The sequence below is a fragment of the Paenibacillus sp. FSL R7-0313 genome (assembly GCF_037969885.1).
Classification (GTDB): domain Bacteria; phylum Bacillota; class Bacilli; order Paenibacillales; family Paenibacillaceae; genus Paenibacillus.
Genome location: NZ_CP150219.1, coordinates 5,803,676 through 5,821,271, shown reverse-complemented (window position 1 = coordinate 5,821,271; position 17,596 = coordinate 5,803,676). Strand labels below are relative to the sequence as shown.

At 45.8% G+C, this 17,596-nt stretch carries 11 protein-coding genes; 7 read left to right on the top strand and 4 right to left on the bottom strand.

The features are described from left to right. Positions 1-87: 87 nt before the first annotated feature. From yicI to NSQ38_RS25250, 4 genes are all read left to right on the top strand, one after another. The gene (gene yicI / locus NSQ38_RS25265) at positions 88-2,406 is read left to right on the top strand and encodes an alpha-xylosidase (RefSeq protein WP_339784670.1); all 2,319 of its coding nucleotides are present in this window, start codon (positions 88-90) and stop codon (positions 2,404-2,406) included. Positions 2,407-2,481: 75 nt separating this feature from the next. Next, positions 2,482-3,492 (top strand): aminoglycoside phosphotransferase family protein, encoded by a 1,011-nt coding sequence (locus NSQ38_RS25260; protein ID WP_339784668.1) that lies wholly within the window; start codon positions 2,482-2,484, stop codon positions 3,490-3,492. 19 nt (positions 3,493-3,511) lie between these two features. After that, on the top strand, positions 3,512-6,457 hold the full coding sequence (locus tag NSQ38_RS25255; protein ID WP_339784666.1) for a glycoside hydrolase family 3 C-terminal domain-containing protein: 2,946 nt from the start codon (positions 3,512-3,514) through the stop codon (positions 6,455-6,457). 82 nt (positions 6,458-6,539) lie between these two features. Next, a complete protein-coding gene (locus NSQ38_RS25250) occupies positions 6,540-7,841 on the top strand; it encodes an MFS transporter (protein ID WP_338593740.1) in 1,302 nt (433 codons plus the stop codon). Between the two features lie 154 nt (positions 7,842-7,995). Here NSQ38_RS25250 and NSQ38_RS25245 read toward each other — a convergent pair whose 3' ends face one another. Beyond that, positions 7,996-9,339, bottom strand: a complete 1,344-nt coding sequence (locus tag NSQ38_RS25245) for an MFS transporter (protein WP_339784664.1) — start codon at positions 9,337-9,339, stop codon at positions 7,996-7,998. A gap of 30 nt (positions 9,340-9,369) precedes the next feature. After that, complete coding sequence (locus tag NSQ38_RS25240) at positions 9,370-9,816, bottom strand: MarR family transcriptional regulator (RefSeq protein WP_338593743.1); 447 nt, start codon at positions 9,814-9,816, stop codon at positions 9,370-9,372. Between the two features lie 236 nt (positions 9,817-10,052). Between NSQ38_RS25240 and NSQ38_RS25235 the strand changes: the two genes are divergently transcribed. From NSQ38_RS25235 to NSQ38_RS25225, 3 genes are all read left to right on the top strand, one after another. Next, positions 10,053-10,526, top strand: coding sequence for an RbsD/FucU domain-containing protein (locus NSQ38_RS25235; protein WP_036609525.1), 474 nt, complete (start codon positions 10,053-10,055; stop codon positions 10,524-10,526). 20 nt (positions 10,527-10,546) lie between these two features. Further along, positions 10,547-11,251: a GNAT family N-acetyltransferase gene (locus NSQ38_RS25230; RefSeq protein ID WP_339784662.1), complete on the top strand. Its 705-nt coding sequence runs from the start codon at positions 10,547-10,549 to the stop codon at positions 11,249-11,251. Between the two features lie 77 nt (positions 11,252-11,328). Beyond that, positions 11,329-11,949 carry a TraX family protein gene (locus tag NSQ38_RS25225; RefSeq protein WP_339784660.1) on the top strand — a complete coding sequence of 207 codons (621 nt, stop codon included), beginning with the start codon at positions 11,329-11,331 and terminating at the stop codon, positions 11,947-11,949. Positions 11,950-12,063: 114 nt separating this feature from the next. Here NSQ38_RS25225 and NSQ38_RS25220 read toward each other — a convergent pair whose 3' ends face one another. Both NSQ38_RS25220 and NSQ38_RS25215 read right to left on the bottom strand, forming a co-directional pair. Further along, on the bottom strand, positions 12,064-15,771 hold the full coding sequence (locus NSQ38_RS25220; protein ID WP_339784658.1) for an amino acid adenylation domain-containing protein: 3,708 nt from the start codon (positions 15,769-15,771) through the stop codon (positions 12,064-12,066). A 46-nt stretch (positions 15,772-15,817) separates the two neighbouring features. After that, entirely contained in the window at positions 15,818-17,560 is a 1,743-nt protein-coding gene (locus NSQ38_RS25215) for a methyl-accepting chemotaxis protein (protein WP_264930698.1), read from the bottom strand. Between the last annotated feature and the right edge of the window lie 36 nt (positions 17,561-17,596).

Sequence of the window (17,596 nt, the reverse complement as noted above, 5' to 3'; positions counted from 1 at the left end):
AATCGTGATATATTTGGTCAAAATAAGAAAAGAAATTCGTTATTAATATCAATATTATTATAATATAACCAAAGGGGGAAAGAAAACATGAAATTTACTGATGGATTCTGGATGACTCGTGAAGGGTACCAGATTCAAAACCCGACTGACATTCGTGATATTGTGCAAAAAGAGAATTCTGTGACCGTATATGCGGCAACTAAATATATTCGTACCAAAGGCGACACATTGAACGGTACATTGCTGAAAGCAACGTACAGCTCACCTATGCCTAACGTTATCCGTGTAACCTTGAATCACCATAAAGGCGGAGTGAAAAAAGGCCCTGTATTTGAGCTTAATACGCAAGATGCAAACGTTGAGATCTCGAAAAATGAACAAGGCGCTGTTTTGAAAAGCGGCAATCTGGAAGTTCAAATCGATAAAACAAACGGTTGGGACGTCAGCTTCCTATATGGAGGAAAACGGATTACAGGTAGCGGTCAAAGAGCTGCTGGTTATATTACAGGTCCAAGCAAGGAAGCGTACTTCCGCGAGCAGCTTGATCTCGGTATTGGTGAATACGTTTACGGACTCGGTGAGCGCTTCACACCGTTTGTTAAGAATGGCCAAATCGTAGATACCTGGAATGAGGACGGCGGTACAAGCAGTGAACAGTCCTATAAGAACATTCCATTCTACCTGTCCAATAAAGGATATGGTGTATTTGTAAACCATCCTGAACGCGTATCATACGAGATTGCATCTGAGAATGTATCAAAAGTGCAGTTCAGCGTAGAAGGAGAGACTCTGGAATACTTCATTATCGGCGGTGACAATCCTAAAGATGTACTTGATAATTATACAAAATTAACAGGTAAACCAGCGCTTCCACCGGCATGGACTTTTGGTCTGTGGCTGACAACTTCATTCACAACGGATTATGATGAAGCAACGGTTAACCATTTTGTAGATGGTATGGCTGAACGTGATCTTCCACTGTCTGTATTCCATTTTGACTGCTTCTGGATGAAGGAATACCAATGGTCTGATTTCGTATGGGATGAAGCAATGTTCCCGGATCCGGAAGGCATGCTTGCACGTCTGAAAGAAAAGGGTCTTAAAATCTGTGCTTGGATCAATCCATATATTGCAGAAAAATCCTACTTGTTCGATGAAGGTATGGAGAACGGTTATCTGGTCAAAACAGCCGATGGCAGCGTATGGCAATGGGATATGTGGCAAGCAGGCATGGCTCTGGTTGATTTCACGAATCCGGATGCTGTGAATTGGTATAAGAGCAAGCTGGAAGTCCTGCTGGATCAAGGTGTAGATTCCTTCAAGACCGACTTCGGTGAAAGAATTCCGACAGATGTTGTATACTTTGATGGTTCTGATCCGGTTAAAATGCACAACTATTATACACAGCTCTATAACAAAGCTGTATTTGAATTGCTCGAAGAGAAGATTGGCAAAAACGAAGCTGCCCTGTTTGCACGCTCTGCAACAGCAGGTGGTCAACAGTTCCCGGTTCACTGGGGCGGTGACTGTTCTTCCACTTATGAATCCATGGCTGAATCGCTTCGCGGTGGTCTCTCACTGGGGCTTTCCGGTTTCGGATTCTGGAGCCATGATATCAGTGGTTTTGAAAGCACAGCGAGCCCTGACGTATACAAACGCTGGGTACAATTCGGACTGTTATCTTCACACAGCCGCTTGCACGGAAGCACTTCGTATCGTGTGCCTTGGTTGTTTGACGAGGAGTCCGTGGACGTTGTTCGTGACTTTACCAAACTCAAAATCAGCCTGATGCCGTACCTGTACAATTCTGCGGTAGAGTCAACGGTAAAAGGTATTCCGATGATGCGTGCTATGCTGCTGGACTTCCCAGAGGACCCAACAACATACAGCCTGGATACTCAATACATGTTTGGTGACTCGATTCTGGTGGCTCCAATCTTCAACAAGGAAGGTGATGTGCGTTATTACCTGCCTGAAGGAACTTGGACGAACTATCTGACAGGAGCGAAAGTACAAGGTGGACGCTGGATCAGTGAAAACCATGACTTCAAAACACTGCCAATGATGGTTAAACCAAGTAGCTTGATCGCTGTGGGTGCGGTGGATAACAAACCGGATTACGACTTTGCGAATGATGTGTCCTTGCACTTGTTCGAACTGGCTGATGGTCAAACGGCTCAAGCTGTCGTTGTGAACCAAGCGGCAGAGCAGGAGCTGACAGTTAACGTTACACGTAATGGATCAGTGCTGGATGTTCGTGCTGAAGGTGCAGGTAAACCTTGGAACATCGTACTTCGCGGCATTGAAAGTGTATCCAGCGTTGAAGGTGGTTCCCAAGTGTCTGGTGCAAATGGTGTTGTCGTTACGGCAGCAACAGGCGCAAGCGCGCTTACAATCCAACTGTAAAATGATATAGTAAAAGAAAAGGACGGTGCCGAAAGGTGCCGTCTGTTTGTCTACGATGATAGGAGATTGAATGAAATGAGTACAATGAATTCCGGTTTGCACTGCACGATATCAACAGAGATGCTGCATCATCTGGTAGAACTTAATTTTGGAAGCGATACCAAAGTAAAGGCGTTTGGTCTCCTGCAAGGTGGACTTTTTAATACAACCTATCGGATTCACCTTGAACATACATCCTATACGGATGTGATTTTACGTTTGGCTCCAGAGCGGGGTGAGATGGCGGCTGGTTCTGTGAGTGATCCCCTATTTTCGTTTGAACGCACCATGATGGCGGCTGAACCGATTGTGTATGAATATTACCGTAAAGCAGGCATTCCTGCTCCAAACATTATCGCCTGTGATGATAGCGGATCCATCATTCCAAGAACGTACATGTTTATGGAGTTTATTCCGAGTAAGCAGCTGGATCACGCATCGATTTCAGACAGAGAAAAAGAGCGATTGTATCATCAGCTTGGCGCGTATACCGCCATCATGCATCAGATACAGGGTGCATCGTTTGGCTGGCCGCAAGGAGATGGGACGATTAAAGGCTCGGATCAATGGTCCGAGGTGCTGCACTCTTTTGCAGAAGAAACGGCACTTAAAGCTGCACAAGTCGATTATATGTCAGGTGTGGGAGAAGAAATCGCAGCTATTTTCATCCAAAATAAAGACTTATTTGATCAAGTGACCCGTCCGGTACTCGTTCATAATGACCTGTGGGAAGCCAATGTACTTGTTCATGAGGAAAATGGTGAGCTGAACATTGCAGCCATCATTGACGGAGATCGTTCCATGTTTGCCGACAGGGAGTTTGAAGCCGTATTGTCGTCAGAATCGGTGGCTTTTCATGAAGGATATAATCGTCCACTGGACTCATCCGCTGAAGGACAGGCACGCAGGCTTGCCTATCGAATACTGTCTTCATATTTTAATGCCTACGTTCATGAACATCAGGTCAATCAACCTGAAGATGGTCAGAAGTATCACCAGCGCACGCTGGATTTACTGGAGCATTGGAAGCAACTTGGACTTAACTAATTCGCAGGGGGAATGAAGGATGAAGGAGTATCATCAATACCCGATGTGGGATGTGTCACTTTCACTTGAGGAAAGGTTGGATGACCTGATTGCACGATTGACAACGGAGGAGAAGATCAGACTAATTCCTACACGCGAAGCAGCTGTACCAAGACTGGGCATTCCAGCCTACAACGTTGGGGGTGAAGCTGCCCACGGGGTTGCATGGAAAGGGGAGGCAACCGTATTTCCGCAACCTCTCGGTCTATCAAGTACCTGGAATACGAGGCTCATGCGGGAGATTGGTTCCGTCATTGGCGATGAAGCGAGGGCATACCATCACCGTAATCCTGAGGTTCATGGGTTAACCTTGTGGGCACCAACGGTTGATCTGGAACGTGACCCACGCTGGGGCAGAACGGAAGAGGGATATGGCGAGGACCCGGTCCTCACGGGAGAAATGTCGGCAGCTCTCGTCAAAGGTATGCAGGGAAATGATCCTTTTTATCTGAAAATGGTCGCGACATTAAAGCACTTTTTTGCCAATAATAATGAGAAAGATCGGCTGAATTGTTCATCCAGCATCGATCCGCGCAATCTGCGGGAATATTATTTAAAAGCATTTGAGACACCATTTGTGGAAGGCGGAGCCTTGTCCATGATGACAGCTTACAATTCCATCAACGGTACACCTGCCATTGAGAGTCCGTATGTGAATGATGTGGTTAAGGGCGAGTGGGCGATGCCAGGTTTTATTGTATGTGATGGAGGAGATCTGTCTCAGACGGTAGACTATCACGGTTATCATACCAGCCATGCTGAATCAGCAGCAGGTGCGTTGAAGGCAGGAGTGGATTGTCTTACGGATGAAGTTGATCTTGTCGTATCTGCTCTGGAGGCTGCTCTCGATCAGAATCTCTTGGAGATAGCTGATTTGGACCGAGCGATTCGTAACATCTTTGGTGTGCGGATGCGACTTGGACAACTGGATCGGTCTGGACTCAACCCCTATGCGTCTATTTCCGAGTCGGTATTATGTGCACCCGAGCACGCTAAACTCAGTTATCGTGCAGCTGCCGAATCCATTGTTTTACTCCAAAATGATGGATTGCTTCCTTTGAAGCCAGAGGCATTACAGAAGATCAGTGTCATTGGACCACTTGCCGGTGTTGTCTATACCGATTGGTACAGTGGCACACTGCCTTATCGTGTATCCGTCCTTGATGGACTGCGTAATCGACTACCCCAAACAGACGTAACGTATACAGATGGGAATGACCGTATTCAGTTGAAGACGGCAGACGGACAGGTTATAACCTTGGGTGCGGAAGGTGCACTCGTCGCTGTACCAGAGGCCAATGCACCTACGGTCACCGAATTTATACATCAGGATTGGGGTTGGGGAAGTCATACGCTGAGAAGTTTGAACAATAATCGATACGTTAGTTTAACCGAGCAAGGCATCTATCAGGCAAACGCCCCAGAGATTGGTGGCTGGTTTGTGAAGGAAGTTGTTCAATTTGATCCCCAAGAGGATGGCAGTAACATCTTGCGGACGTGGAACGGTATTCCCATTGGATTGAGCGAATATCAGGGACATTCTGCTTTAGCACCACTCCTGCCACAAGGAGAACAAGCCACGGGTACAAATCCGAATGATATTGGTGACTCTGGACACGCAAGTCAATCACCAGGCAATACACAGATACCTTCTGCATTCAATATTGATATTGTGACCAGCGGAATACAACAAGCCGTAGAAGCTGCACGTAGCAGTCAGGCATCTGTCGTTGTTGTTGGCAACAGCCCATATATCAACGGCAAAGAAGAAATTGACCGCCCAAGTCTGCTGCTTCCGCCGAGTCAGGTCGAGCTTGTCAAAGCTGTGTGTGAAGCCAATCCCAATACGGCGGTTGTGATTGTGGGCAGTTATCCATTTGCTTTGCAGGAGTTGAAAGGTATTGCCCGCGCAATCGTGTATATGACACATGCAGGTCAGGAATTGGGGAACGCTCTTGCAGATGTGCTGTTAGGTCATTATGCCCCGGCAGGCAGATTAAACATGACATGGTATGAAGATGAATCACAGCTTCCTGACATGATGGATTATGACATTATTCAGAGTGGCATGACCTATATGTATCATGAAGGACCTGTTCAATATGCATTTGGTCATGGCCTGACGTATTCTGAATTCGAATACGAAGCGATTCGTGTAAGTCGCAGTGCTCCGGCGGAAGCCACCACCACAGATCAATTGAAGATTGAAGTGGAGGTACACAATACAGGTGAACGTGACAGTGATGAAGTTGTACAGATCTATGGATCTTCACATACCTCGCGTGTGAAACGCGCTCAGAAGCAACTGCTTGCTTTTCGTCGTATCCATCTGAAAGCAGGGACGCGTGTTACGATACGTTTCGAGATTCCTGTTCAGAAGCTGGCGCTATGGGATGTTACCCGAGATCGATACTGCCTGGAGACAGCGACCTGGGCCATTCTGGCAGGGCGTTCTTCCGCAGATATCCGCCAGTCGGCTGATATTGAGATTGAAGGTGAGACGATTCAGGACCGTCCGCTGCACTTACTTACCTTTGCCGAGAATTACGATGCTTGTGCAGGTGTTCTGTTGGATGAATGTCTGGAAGGACGTTCGGCAGTTCGGGCAATCACTCAGAAAGAACCCTTATATCGAGATGGTCAGTCATCCTGGATCGCTTTTCACCATAATGCTGTTCAGGAAGTAAAAGGATTTGAAGCCAGAGTGGCAGCTTTTGGGGAAGAGGGCAGACTGGAGATTCGTTCTGGAGGACTGGAGGGCGAACTGCTCGGTGTGTGTGAAGTATCTGGACCTGGAGGGAGTGTGAACGGGAAAGATATCAAGTGGACAACGGTCCAGTGTTCGCTTGAGGCGTCACATAAGGTGAATGAGCTATATATTATTTTCAAAGGTGGAGCAGCGTTACGGCACTTTAGATTGTTGTAGTTGTAGCATGTCCTGCATAATCAACCTCCGAAACAAGCACAATAATGCTGTTGTGTGTAGAATCTGTAAAGGTGGTTGTGGTATGAACGATAAAAAGTGGGACCTCGTCGCACTTGCTTCCATCCCTTTAATTATGACCTTGGGTAATTCCATGCTTATACCGATCCTGCCACAGATTGAACGTGAGTTGAAGGTATCTGCATTTAAGGTCAGTATGCTCATTACAGTCTACGCTGTAGTTGCCATCCTGCTTATTCCTCTTGCAGGGTACTTGTCGGATCGTTTTGGCAGAAAAGCAGTTATCATTCCCAGCCTCGTTATTGCAGCCGTCGGAGGTGCTGTCGCTGGTGTGGCAGCATGGATGCTGAACGGAAACATAGCCTACTGGACCATTCTGGGTGGCAGGTTATTGCAGGGAATAGGTGCTGCCGGCGCATTTCCTATCGTTATCCCGTTGGTTGGGGACATGTTCAATGATGAAAACGAAGTTAGCAAAAGCCTGGGTATCATTGAGACCTCAAATACGTTCGGTAAAGTCATAAGTCCGATTCTGGGTGCAGCGCTGGCGGTCTGGTTGTGGTATGCGCCATTCATGGCTATTCCTATACTTTGTGTGCTTTCGCTGGTTCTTGTTATTTTTCTGGTGAAGACTCCCCGGAAAAAAGAAAAGCCTCCCACCTTTCCTGAATTTGTGGCATCGATTCGTGACGTATTGAAAGAAAAGGGACGCTGGTTGTATGCGTTGTTTGCAATCGGCGGTATTTGCATGTTTGTCATCTTTGGTGTGTTATATTATCTATCCGAGACACTGGAGAGCGAATTCGCCCTGAAAGGTGTTCTTAAAGGACTTGTCCTTGCGATTCCGCTGGCAGCGTTATGTCTGTCTTCTTTCCTGGCAGGGAAGTGGATTGGCAAGAACAAAACGCGGATGAAATGGCTTGGCTTCACAGGACTTGCGCTTCTGACGGTATCCCTTGGCGTTATAGGTTTATTCGATAATATCTATGTTGTAGTAGGTCTTTTCACATTGGGAAGTGCCGGAATAGGTGCCACGTTACCATGTCTGGATGCATTGATTACAGAAGGCGTGGACAAAAAACAGCGGGGCACAATCACGGCTCTGTTCAGCAGCATGCGATTCATTGGGGTATCTCTCGGTCCACCTGTCGTTTCTTTGCTGATCGGTTCTCATCATTTTTTGCTTTTTGGTGTGCTCGCTGCGTCTGGCGCAGTGGGCGGATTGCTCACATTATTCGCAGTTAAGCCGGATAAGGGAGACCAACCTACTTCAGGAAGCAAGCAGAAACAGGATGAAACATCTATGGATGTGATCGAGACGAGTAGAGGGTATGCTTCCATAGGTCGCAAGAGAAGTCCATTTTAGATAGATGGTGCTGTATGCTACATTCATTTCCATGGTGTCTTCACTTTAACATTCAGATCTGTTCCAATAAAAAAACGCGTTTACGCCTAAGAAAGCGGATGAATTTGCTTTCTCGGTGTAAACGCGTTTTTATGTTCAGAATGACGTTAACCAATCATTCGTGTTTGCTTATATTCGACTGGCTAGTTTCGGTGTTGTCGGCTCCAGATTCTGAATTCTTGAATTGATCTTGAGGTGGTTCCGTTGCAGTGATATGAGTATGAGCGAGCAGAGCATGAGGTTCAATGGAGAAGCTGCCGCTTCGTTTTCCCTGAATCAGATATATAAGCAAGAACAGAATCATAAACATTACGGAATATCGATACATATCGGTGTAACTGGTTATGGCCGCAATGGCGCCAAGAAGAAGGGCGCCGGTTGCAATACCCAGATCCAGCGAGTTCAAAAACATACCGTTAGCCATACCCCGCTGAGTAGGAGATACAACTTGAATCATCCAGGTCTGCAGAGACGACTGCATGGAACCATAACCGATCCCGTAGACAAAGGCAGCAATGAACAAGACGGACATGGAGGTTGCATACGAGAGCAGAATGAGGCCTACAGCAACGAATATTGCCCCTGGAATGAGCAGTGCTTTTGGACCTTTATTGTCATAGATCCGTCCTGCAAATGGTCTAACCAATAACACGGCGAGTGCATTGAACAAAAAGAACAGCGCAGGATTGGCCAGATTGGCTTCCTTACCATACAAAACGATGAATCCGACAAGCCCACCATAGGTGATGGATAACAGGCAGTTCAGTACACTTGGCAGAATCAGCTTACGATTGAAAGGTGTCTTCTGTTTTGGATTGGACTCTGAAGCACTTGTTGTAGCTTGTGGCATGATATTTTCACTGTTATCGGTTCTGACTGCTTTTTTGCGTGTCAGCGAATAACTCAGTGGATAGATCACAGCGAGTACACCCGCAGTACATAACATCAAGGTTACAAATCCAGCACCTTGTAGCAGAGTGACCCCAATGATTGGACCCATAGACATAGCCAGGCTAGTCGATAGACCAAAGTAACCCATACCTTCACCCATTCGTTTGACGGGCACAATGTCCGAGGCCATCGTTGGAAAAGCAGTGCTGCTCATACCAAACCCGATACCAAACAACATTCTCAGCAATAAAAGCACGGCTATGCCCGCAGCAAAATAATAGCCGAGCGTTGCCAGCAGGGCTACGGACAGGCCGATATAGATCATGGCGTTACGAAGGCCCTTCTCCAGTGCTTTCGCGGAATAGAGACGGGCTGCAATGGCACTTAGTGCAAACAGACAGGTGAATAAACTTACTTCAAATGCATTGGCGTGAAATCGCTCCTGAACGTAGGACGGAAGCGGAGAGACGATCATGTGCAGTTGCAAGAACAACAAGAAGTTGCACAGCATCAGCAGTATAAAATCGGTGGTCCATAGTCTAACTTGTCGTGTAGATTGTTCTTTCATGATGATGTATTCCCCCTGAGTTGTGATTCATTACAAGTTGCGGTTAATGAGGGAAAGAGTATGTTTAAATGCTTCCATCTGGTCTTCAGATATACCTTCAGCAAGTTCTTTATTCATTTCTCTTTCAATCGGAACGAGGATATCAATTAACGCTTTGCCTTCCATGGTGAGATATAACAGGTAGGCTCTGCGATCCTGTTCGCTGGTCCGGCGTTCTACCCAACCTTTTTTCTCAAGCAGATCAATAATCCGCGCAGTGGTGGGTTGGTCTTTGAAGACACGTGCAGCGAGCTCCTTCTGATTCACACCTTCACCGCGGTCAACATTAAAGAGAACAGAAAATTGCTCTGTCGTAATATCATAAGGTTTGAATCGCGTCGCAAGTAAAGCTACAGCTTTACGATGTGTGAAACCCAGCATGAATCCAACAGATTGTTCCAGTGTATAGTCCATGTGATTGCTAGACCTCGCTTCCATAATAAAATGTCCCAATTAATTAGTTGTTATAACAACTATATGTCAAACAAGTATTTTTGTCAAAATGAAATATTCTCATATCGAACGTACGTGTGCGCTGTGCAATGATCTAAAAATACTGTTAGAATGGTAATGAAATCGCTTTTATAGAATCAATGTCTAGCGTGCTTGAAGAATGGAGAAAACCAAACCAATTTGCTCTAACTGATGTTGGAGATGAACAAGGAGAGCTGTGTATGCTAAAGAATATACCCGCAATAATACCTCCAGAGTTACTCAAAATCATGTCCGAAATGGGTCATGGAGACGAGTTGGTTCTGGCGGATGGCAATTTCCCCGCAGCCAGTCATGCCAAGCGACTGGTACGCTGTGATGCACTGGGAGTCGTTGAACTGCTGGATGCCATCCTGCAATTATATCCACTGGATACCTATGCTGAGCGTCCCGCTGCTGTCATGCAGGTTGTGAAAGGGGATCAGGTGATCCCGATCATATGGGAAGACTACCGCCGGTTGATTGAAGAATATGAAGGCATCACGGATGCTTTTGATCATGAAGAGCGATTTGATTTTTATAAACGTGCTTCGAATGCCTATGTGATTGTTGCAACTGGTGAGCGCGCGCAATATGCCAATCTGATTTTGAAGAAAGGCGTCATTTTCCCCGATGCTGATCCTGGTCAGGAACAGCAGAATGCTGAATCAAACTGAATAATTACGGCGACGGAGCAGTGGATGCTTTGGTCGCCTTTTTATTTTTACCAATACGAAGTCAATATAACAAAACGTACAGAATTGGTATGGACTTAATAGCAAGAAGCATACTGGAAGCGCTCATGAACGAATGTCAGCTCACTGCTCAAGATACTACAAATTTTGATGCAGATGATGAATGGGGAAATGGAAAGGACTGTTATACAATTGAAAGAAATACAAACGAAGAGACGATGGTCTCCATTCCAGAGGAGTTGAGTGAAATGCAGCACCCAATCAGACAAGCGGATCTTCCTGATTGTAACGAAGTGGGACGTTTGTTTAATGAGTACAGGATGTTCTACAACCAAAATGCTGACATTGAGGCAGCACGTCAGTATATTAGAGAACGAATGGAACGCCATGAATCGGTGATTTTGGTAGCAGAAAAGCCAATCTCGAATGACTTAATTTGCACCGGATTCGTTCAGCTGTATCCCAGTTTCAGTTCAGTATCGATGGGGCCTGTCTGGGTGCTAAATGATCTATATGTGCATCCGGATTATCGTCAGCAAGGCATTGCCAGGAAGCTCTTGCAAGCAGCCAAGCAATTGGCATCTGAGCGAGGGGTTCTTCATATATCACTCTCAACTGAGTTAAGTAACAAACAAGCGCAAGCTTTATATGAATCCGAAGGATATGCACAGGATACCAAATTCATGTATTATGAACTTAATGTATAAGAGGTTGCTCAAAAAGACGCACTATATGAATGAATGGCACACTCGTGTCGTCGGCAACAAGGGAGGGGAGTCGCAACATGATGCAGTGGATTGCCATGATCACGATGTTAATTGATCATATAGGGGCTGTCTTTTTTCCACATATTATAGAACTGAGGATCATAGGTCGTATCGCTTTTCCAATCTATGCTTTTGCAGTGTATATCGGTTATAAACATACACGAGACGTACAAAAATACATATGGCGGCTGTTCTGGATCGCGATCATATCACAGGTGCCGTTCATGGCTGCGTTTAATCATTATTCTCTGAACGTGGTATGGACATTGTGGTCAGCCCTGTTGGTATTATTCGTTATTGATAAATTGCCATCCAAACTACTGGGGATTCCGATTGTAATTGGAGCAGGTTGGTTCATGGAAATTAGCCATATGGATTATGGGATGTACGGATTGTTATTGGTTCTGTTATTCCGTTATTTCCAGGGTCCTGTACTTGTCGTGGCACATGTATTGTTAAATGCACTATATCTTCTGCTGCATAACAGCTCTGTGCAAATGTATAGTGTGCTCGCAACCGCCGGCATTGCTATTGCTCAGTATTACCAAGCGGGATTCCGTATGAAGGGGCCACGTTGGGTCTGGCGTTATTTCTATCCAGCGCATCTTGCCATCATTGCAATTATCCGATGGGTCTAAAAGAATGATCCAAAAATGCAAAGAAAAGAAGCCATCTTATCGTCAGTGAATGACGATAGATGGCTTCTTTTCGTGTGACCTTATTTATTAATAAATGCTGATGATAGAGTGAACTTACTCCATTGCTGTAGAAGTGCCCTTATGGTCCCGAATTGCGGCGGGGAAGTACCCAATCTGAACAGCGTAGTCCAACATGGCGGAGATGAAGCGATCATCTGTTCTCGCACATGAGATACCGGCTGGTTCCACATAAGCCGTTGTGACAGGGCAGGCATAGACATAAGCTGAATCCTTCGCACCGTCGCCTTCAAGCTGTGCAATAGCCAACTGAAGAGCCTCAGGCTCCTTGCTAATGCTCGCATCGAACAACCAACGTGTGTAATCCGCAAAAGGTAGCGTTTCGACTTCATAACCAGCCCGATTCACAGAACGGATCAGCTCATCATAACGGATGGGCTCCGGATTACAGATGTGGAATACACGGCCGGCTGTATCCTGACGTAAGGCCAGATGAACGATAGCTTCACTTGCATAGTTAATCGGTGTAAAATCAACCATCCAGTCAGCCGCAGGAGCCTTGCCGAGCAATAACATCGCTTTGATCATACGATAGAAGGCGTTGCTATCAATATTGGACTGAAAACGTCCAGTTTCGGAGTGGCAAGTGAGATTACCTGCACGATAGATGCTGACAGGTACACCTTCCTCTGCCGCAATCATGAGCACTTTCTCGGCTTCAAGCTTGCTGTCCGAATACAGGTTGTCCACATGCAAGTCAGCCGGGAACCGATCATATTGCAGGGAGGATTCCCATTGTCCGCTGAGTGCCAGATCTTCCGGAATACCCATCGTGGATACATGGTGGAAGGAAGCACCCGGTTTGCTGCGAATCAAGTCTAACAATGCGACCGTTCCTTCCACGTTTGTTTTGGCGAACTGATCGGCATCGCCGAAATGACGTACGTCTGCAGCGCAGTGGATGACACGGTCAATTCGTTCCTGAACATAAGCCGTTTGTTCAGAGGACAGACCGAGATTAGGTTGTTCGAGATCCCCTTCAATAATTTCCACGCGAGTGAAGAGTTGGTCAGTCAGTTGTTTGCCGAAATAACCTTCCAGCACGTTAGTCAAACGTTCCATTGCAGTTATTCCATTGGATGGTCGACGAACAAGGGTGTAGATTCGTGTACTGGAATTCAGAATTAACTGTTGCAGCACATGAGAGCCCAGATAACCTGTTGCTCCGGTCAGTAACACATGCTCAGGTTCACGAATGAGCGGGTACCCCAACTGGGATGTTAGCTCCACAGGATGTTCGGATAATTGTGTAATCATACCGTCGGTCACCACTGAATTCGTAACTTCTGCAGCACTGAGAGACAATACTTCCACACGACGAGCGAGAGCGCGGACTGTTTTCTCGGCAAAGAAATCGGCAATTTTCAGCTGTGGATAATGTGGCTTCAGAATAACAAGTACATGAATGACCCGGAGTGAATCACCACCGATATTGAAGAAACTGTCTTCGACACCAAAGTCATCGTGCTGAAGGATTTCTTTCCATGCATCCAGGATAATGGATTCCGTCTCCGTCTCAGGCATGACCCGATCAGGACGATCTTCATGTCGTTCAACATGAGGCAGGGATACCATCGCTTTGCGATTGATTTTTCCAGTCGGTGCAATCGGCATTTCATCCAACTGACAGATCCACTTTGGTACAAAATAAGAAGGAAGTTTCTCCGTCAGTTCTGCCTTGATGTCCGAAACAGAGAGGGTACTGCCATCTTTCGATGTAAAGTAACCAACCAGCATATTTTGTCCATCGGATTCTTTCTTCGGAATGACAGCAACGTTCTGGATCTGATCAAGCCGTGCAAAGTGATCTTCAATCTCCCCGATCTCAATTCGGTGACCACGAATTTTTAGCTGAGAGTCACTGCGACCGACATATTCCAGCAACCCGGTATCCAGCAATTTGGCAATATCGCCAGACTTGTAGATTTTCTCACCCATCGCAAACGGGTTCTCAATGAATGCTTGCTCAGTACGTTCTGGCTGATTCAGATAACCTTTGGCCAGTGCAGGGGTAGCAATATATACCTCACCAGGTACACCTGCCGGACAGAGTTGTTGTTCTTCATTCACAATGTATACTTTGTAGTTATGAATCGGTTTACCGATAGGGATGTTCACCACATGTTCCGGAACCTGCTCACTGATGCGGTGAGTAGCTGTGGCTACTGTACATTCGGTAGGTCCGTACACATTAACAATATCAATCTGGTTTCCAAATTTGCGCTGGAAGGCACGAACCTGTTCTCCATATAACGCTTCTCCGGCTACAGTAATGATTCGGACTTTGGCCAGCTTGTGGAAACCTTCATCGGATAAGTAGGAAGCAAGCTGATTGAAGAAAATCGTAGGCAGTATCGTAATGATGTTTGTTCCTGTTCGTTCAATTGCACTTGCGAATTCTTCAACGGATACACGTTCTTCCGCAGACAACAGATATAATTCTGCTCCATAGAACAAGGCTCCAATCGTATCCCACACGGATGCATCAAAGCTGTATGTAGCAAACTGGGTTAATACATCACCTGGTTGAATGTCACAATCACGCTGAACCACACTGCCAAGATTGGTTACACCTCGGTGGGCAATCAGTGCACCTTTGGGCTTACCGGTCGACCCTGACGTGTAGATAATATACGCAAGATCGTCTGGCTGAATATCCATATTGGGGTTACTTGCTGCAAATCCGGCTAAACGACCATCCACAGCGAGAATCTGACGGACCGTAGCTATACTGGAGAACAAGCTGGAAGCTTGGGCATAAGAAGCCTCCGTTGTCAGCACGAATGAGGACGCCGTATCTTCCACGATATAACTGTTACGTTCTTGTGGATGCTCAGGGTCGATCGGAACATATGCACCACCTGCCTTCAGAATACCAAGCAGGGAGATGATGGTCTCCAGACTTCGATCCATAAAGATACTGACGAATTCACCTTTCTGTAATCCATTGGATAACAGAACACGTGCAACCTGATTAGCTCGTTCATTCAATTCCCTGTACGTATAACTTTTGGATGGCGATGTTATCGCCGGTGAATCGGGATATGCCGCTGCCGTTGCTTCGAACCAGCCATGAACCGTCTGATTCTCTGGTTCGAGAACAGAAGTATCATTCATTTCACGGTAAAGCAATCGATCTGAGGCGGAAAGAATATCTACCGTACCGATTGCTTTCTCACCGTCACGCACAAGGGCGAGTAGAAGAGTCTGATAATATTCTGCATATCTCAGCACGGTAGACTCTTTCAACAGTGAACTATCATAGAACAGATCGAGGATGAGCATGTTCTGATCATCTCGAACGTTCCAGTTTAATATTTGAGGAGCTTGAGGCAACTGTACACTATTCAGCATAAAAAACGATTCAGGGTATCCACCGTTTTGCAACGTGTATTCAATCTTGAGCTGCTCTGACACCTGATGACATAGTTGGCTGAAGGTCAATTTTCCCTGAATCTGTAATGAAAGATAGGAAGCTGCCTGATCGGGGGAAAGTATACCTATGGCAAGTTCCTGTTCAGCTGACAATCGGAATAACAAGGCTGCATAAGCTGAGAGGAGTACCGGGTACACCATCTGTTCTCCATACTTCTGTTTAAGTTCACGGCTCAGAGAAGCATGTAATGTGATTTGAGCAGACTGATAAGAGAATGATTGTTGACGTCGCCCAAAATCCAGTGGAATCTGCAGAACTGGCAAGCTAGATTCCATGGAATGGGAAGAAGATGGTTGGTTTTCAATCACTTCAGTTATTCCTCCTTGGTTCAAACCGAATGTTTGTGGATTTGAATTATTGTTTGCTTACATTGAAATGAGAGATCAGTTCTTGGAGTTCCTCAGACATGCTGTTAAGGCGTGTGGAGGAGTCTACCAGTGTTATCAAAGATGCTTTTTGCTCATCAACAGATGAGGAAATTTGTTCACTGCTGTTTGCTGTCTTACTTACGCTTGAAGACAAGTCATCTGCTGTAGCGGTCATTTCCTCCGTACCCGCAGAGATTTCCTCCGTCGCGCTTGATACTTCCTGAATCTGATTAGATACTTTTTTCGCTGCTTCTAGAATATCTTCGAACAGTTGTCCTGTTTGATCGGCTACGCTGAGCCCTGTATCTACTTCTGACGTACCTTGTTCCATAGCACGTACAGCTTGTTTAATTCCAGCTTGAATCTCTTGGATCAATACGCCAACTTGGCTGGTTGCTTGTTCAGACTGCTCGGCAAGTTTGCGTACTTCACCTGCAACTACTGCAAATCCTCTTCCTTCTTCACCAACACGAGCTGCTTCAATGGATGCATTAAGAGCAAGCAAGTTGGTCTGGCTGGAGATTCCCGAGATGATATTGAGAATATCGCCGATTTCCTGTGAACGACTCTCCAGAACCTCAATGGCAGAAGCGGTATTCTTAACCGATTCCGTAATCAGATTCATCTGTTCAGATACCTGACGGACAACGCTGTTACCTTGTTGCGAACGACGTTCCATCTCATAGGCTTCATCCGCTACACTTGCCGAGCTGCTGGCAATCGTCTGGATTACGGTAGCCATCTCGGACATGGCACGCGCACTATCCCGGGTTGCCTGTTCCTGTGAACGAATGTTGGAAGTGATTTGAGTCACATTATTATTGATAGAATCTGCATTCTCACTGTTGCGCTCGGAAACTTCATATAGTTCTTTGGCAGACTGATTTACTTCTTGTGATGTGATTTGCACTTTAACGATAGTATCGTTGATTTTGCGAACCATGGTGTTGAACTTCTCGTTAACGAGTCCCAGATCGTCTTTGCCTGTCGGAATGTTGACATTCAAATTACCCCGACTGACGTCATCAATTCCTTTGATCAAGTGACGGATAGGGGAAAGTGTGTTTTTAACTACAAGGTATTGGATAATCAGGAATAACAGCAAGAAGGCCACAAGGATGATAATTCCGTTTTTGAGCAAGGAGTTTAGTCCTGCGGGTACGGCTGATGCATCTGCATCAATGGCAAAATATGAGAAAATCTTACCGTTGCTGTCTTTGATTGGATATGCAATGGTTGTCCATGTTCCGAAATCATCGGAATAAAATGTTGTGAATGTTGGGCGATCCGTATTAAGCATTTCTTTCAGTGCATTGGCTACAACGACCGGCTGCTCATACATGTCACCAATATTTACGTTCTCACTTTGAAAAGCCTCTCTTAGGTTGGTCGGCATCGCTACAAGGGAAGTTAATCTCTTGTTATCGCCACCGAGCTCAACACCGAAGATGTAGGCTTGTGCAATGTTAGGATAATATTCTTGCATCTCATCGAAATACGCTCGTAATTTCGTTTGTGTTGCTCCATCATAACTACCTTCCGCAATAGCAGCTTGTACCTCGGTAGGATTGATATCTTCAGCCCACTTTTTGGTAATTTGTTCCACCTGTCCATGCAGCTGATCAACAAGAACTGTTTTTTGAAAATAGTAACTGCTTGCGATAAGTGCTACCCCGATGATAATGATATTAGTAAATGAGAGTAACAAATTTTTGGAGAAAAACGACATGCTTTTCCAACTTAATGATTTCACTAAATTCCACTC

Excerpts from the sequence above, each read along its gene's own strand:
- yicI (WP_339784670.1), top strand. The coding sequence starts at position 88 with ATGAAATTTACTGATGGATTCTGGATGACTCGTGAAGGGTACCAGATT.
- NSQ38_RS25260 (WP_339784668.1), top strand. The coding sequence starts at position 2,482 with ATGAGTACAATGAATTCCGGTTTGCACTGCACGATATCAACAGAGATG.
- NSQ38_RS25255 (WP_339784666.1), top strand. The coding sequence starts at position 3,512 with ATGAAGGAGTATCATCAATACCCGATGTGGGATGTGTCACTTTCACTT.
- NSQ38_RS25250 (WP_338593740.1), top strand. The coding sequence starts at position 6,540 with ATGAACGATAAAAAGTGGGACCTCGTCGCACTTGCTTCCATCCCTTTA.
- NSQ38_RS25245 (WP_339784664.1), bottom strand. The coding sequence starts at position 9,339 with ATGAAAGAACAATCTACACGACAAGTTAGACTATGGACCACCGATTTT.
- NSQ38_RS25240 (WP_338593743.1), bottom strand. The coding sequence starts at position 9,816 with ATGGAAGCGAGGTCTAGCAATCACATGGACTATACACTGGAACAATCT.
- NSQ38_RS25235 (WP_036609525.1), top strand. The coding sequence starts at position 10,053 with ATGCTAAAGAATATACCCGCAATAATACCTCCAGAGTTACTCAAAATC.
- NSQ38_RS25225 (WP_339784660.1), top strand. The coding sequence starts at position 11,329 with ATGATGCAGTGGATTGCCATGATCACGATGTTAATTGATCATATAGGG.
- NSQ38_RS25215 (WP_264930698.1), bottom strand. The coding sequence starts at position 17,560 with ATGTCGTTTTTCTCCAAAAATTTGTTACTCTCATTTACTAATATCATT.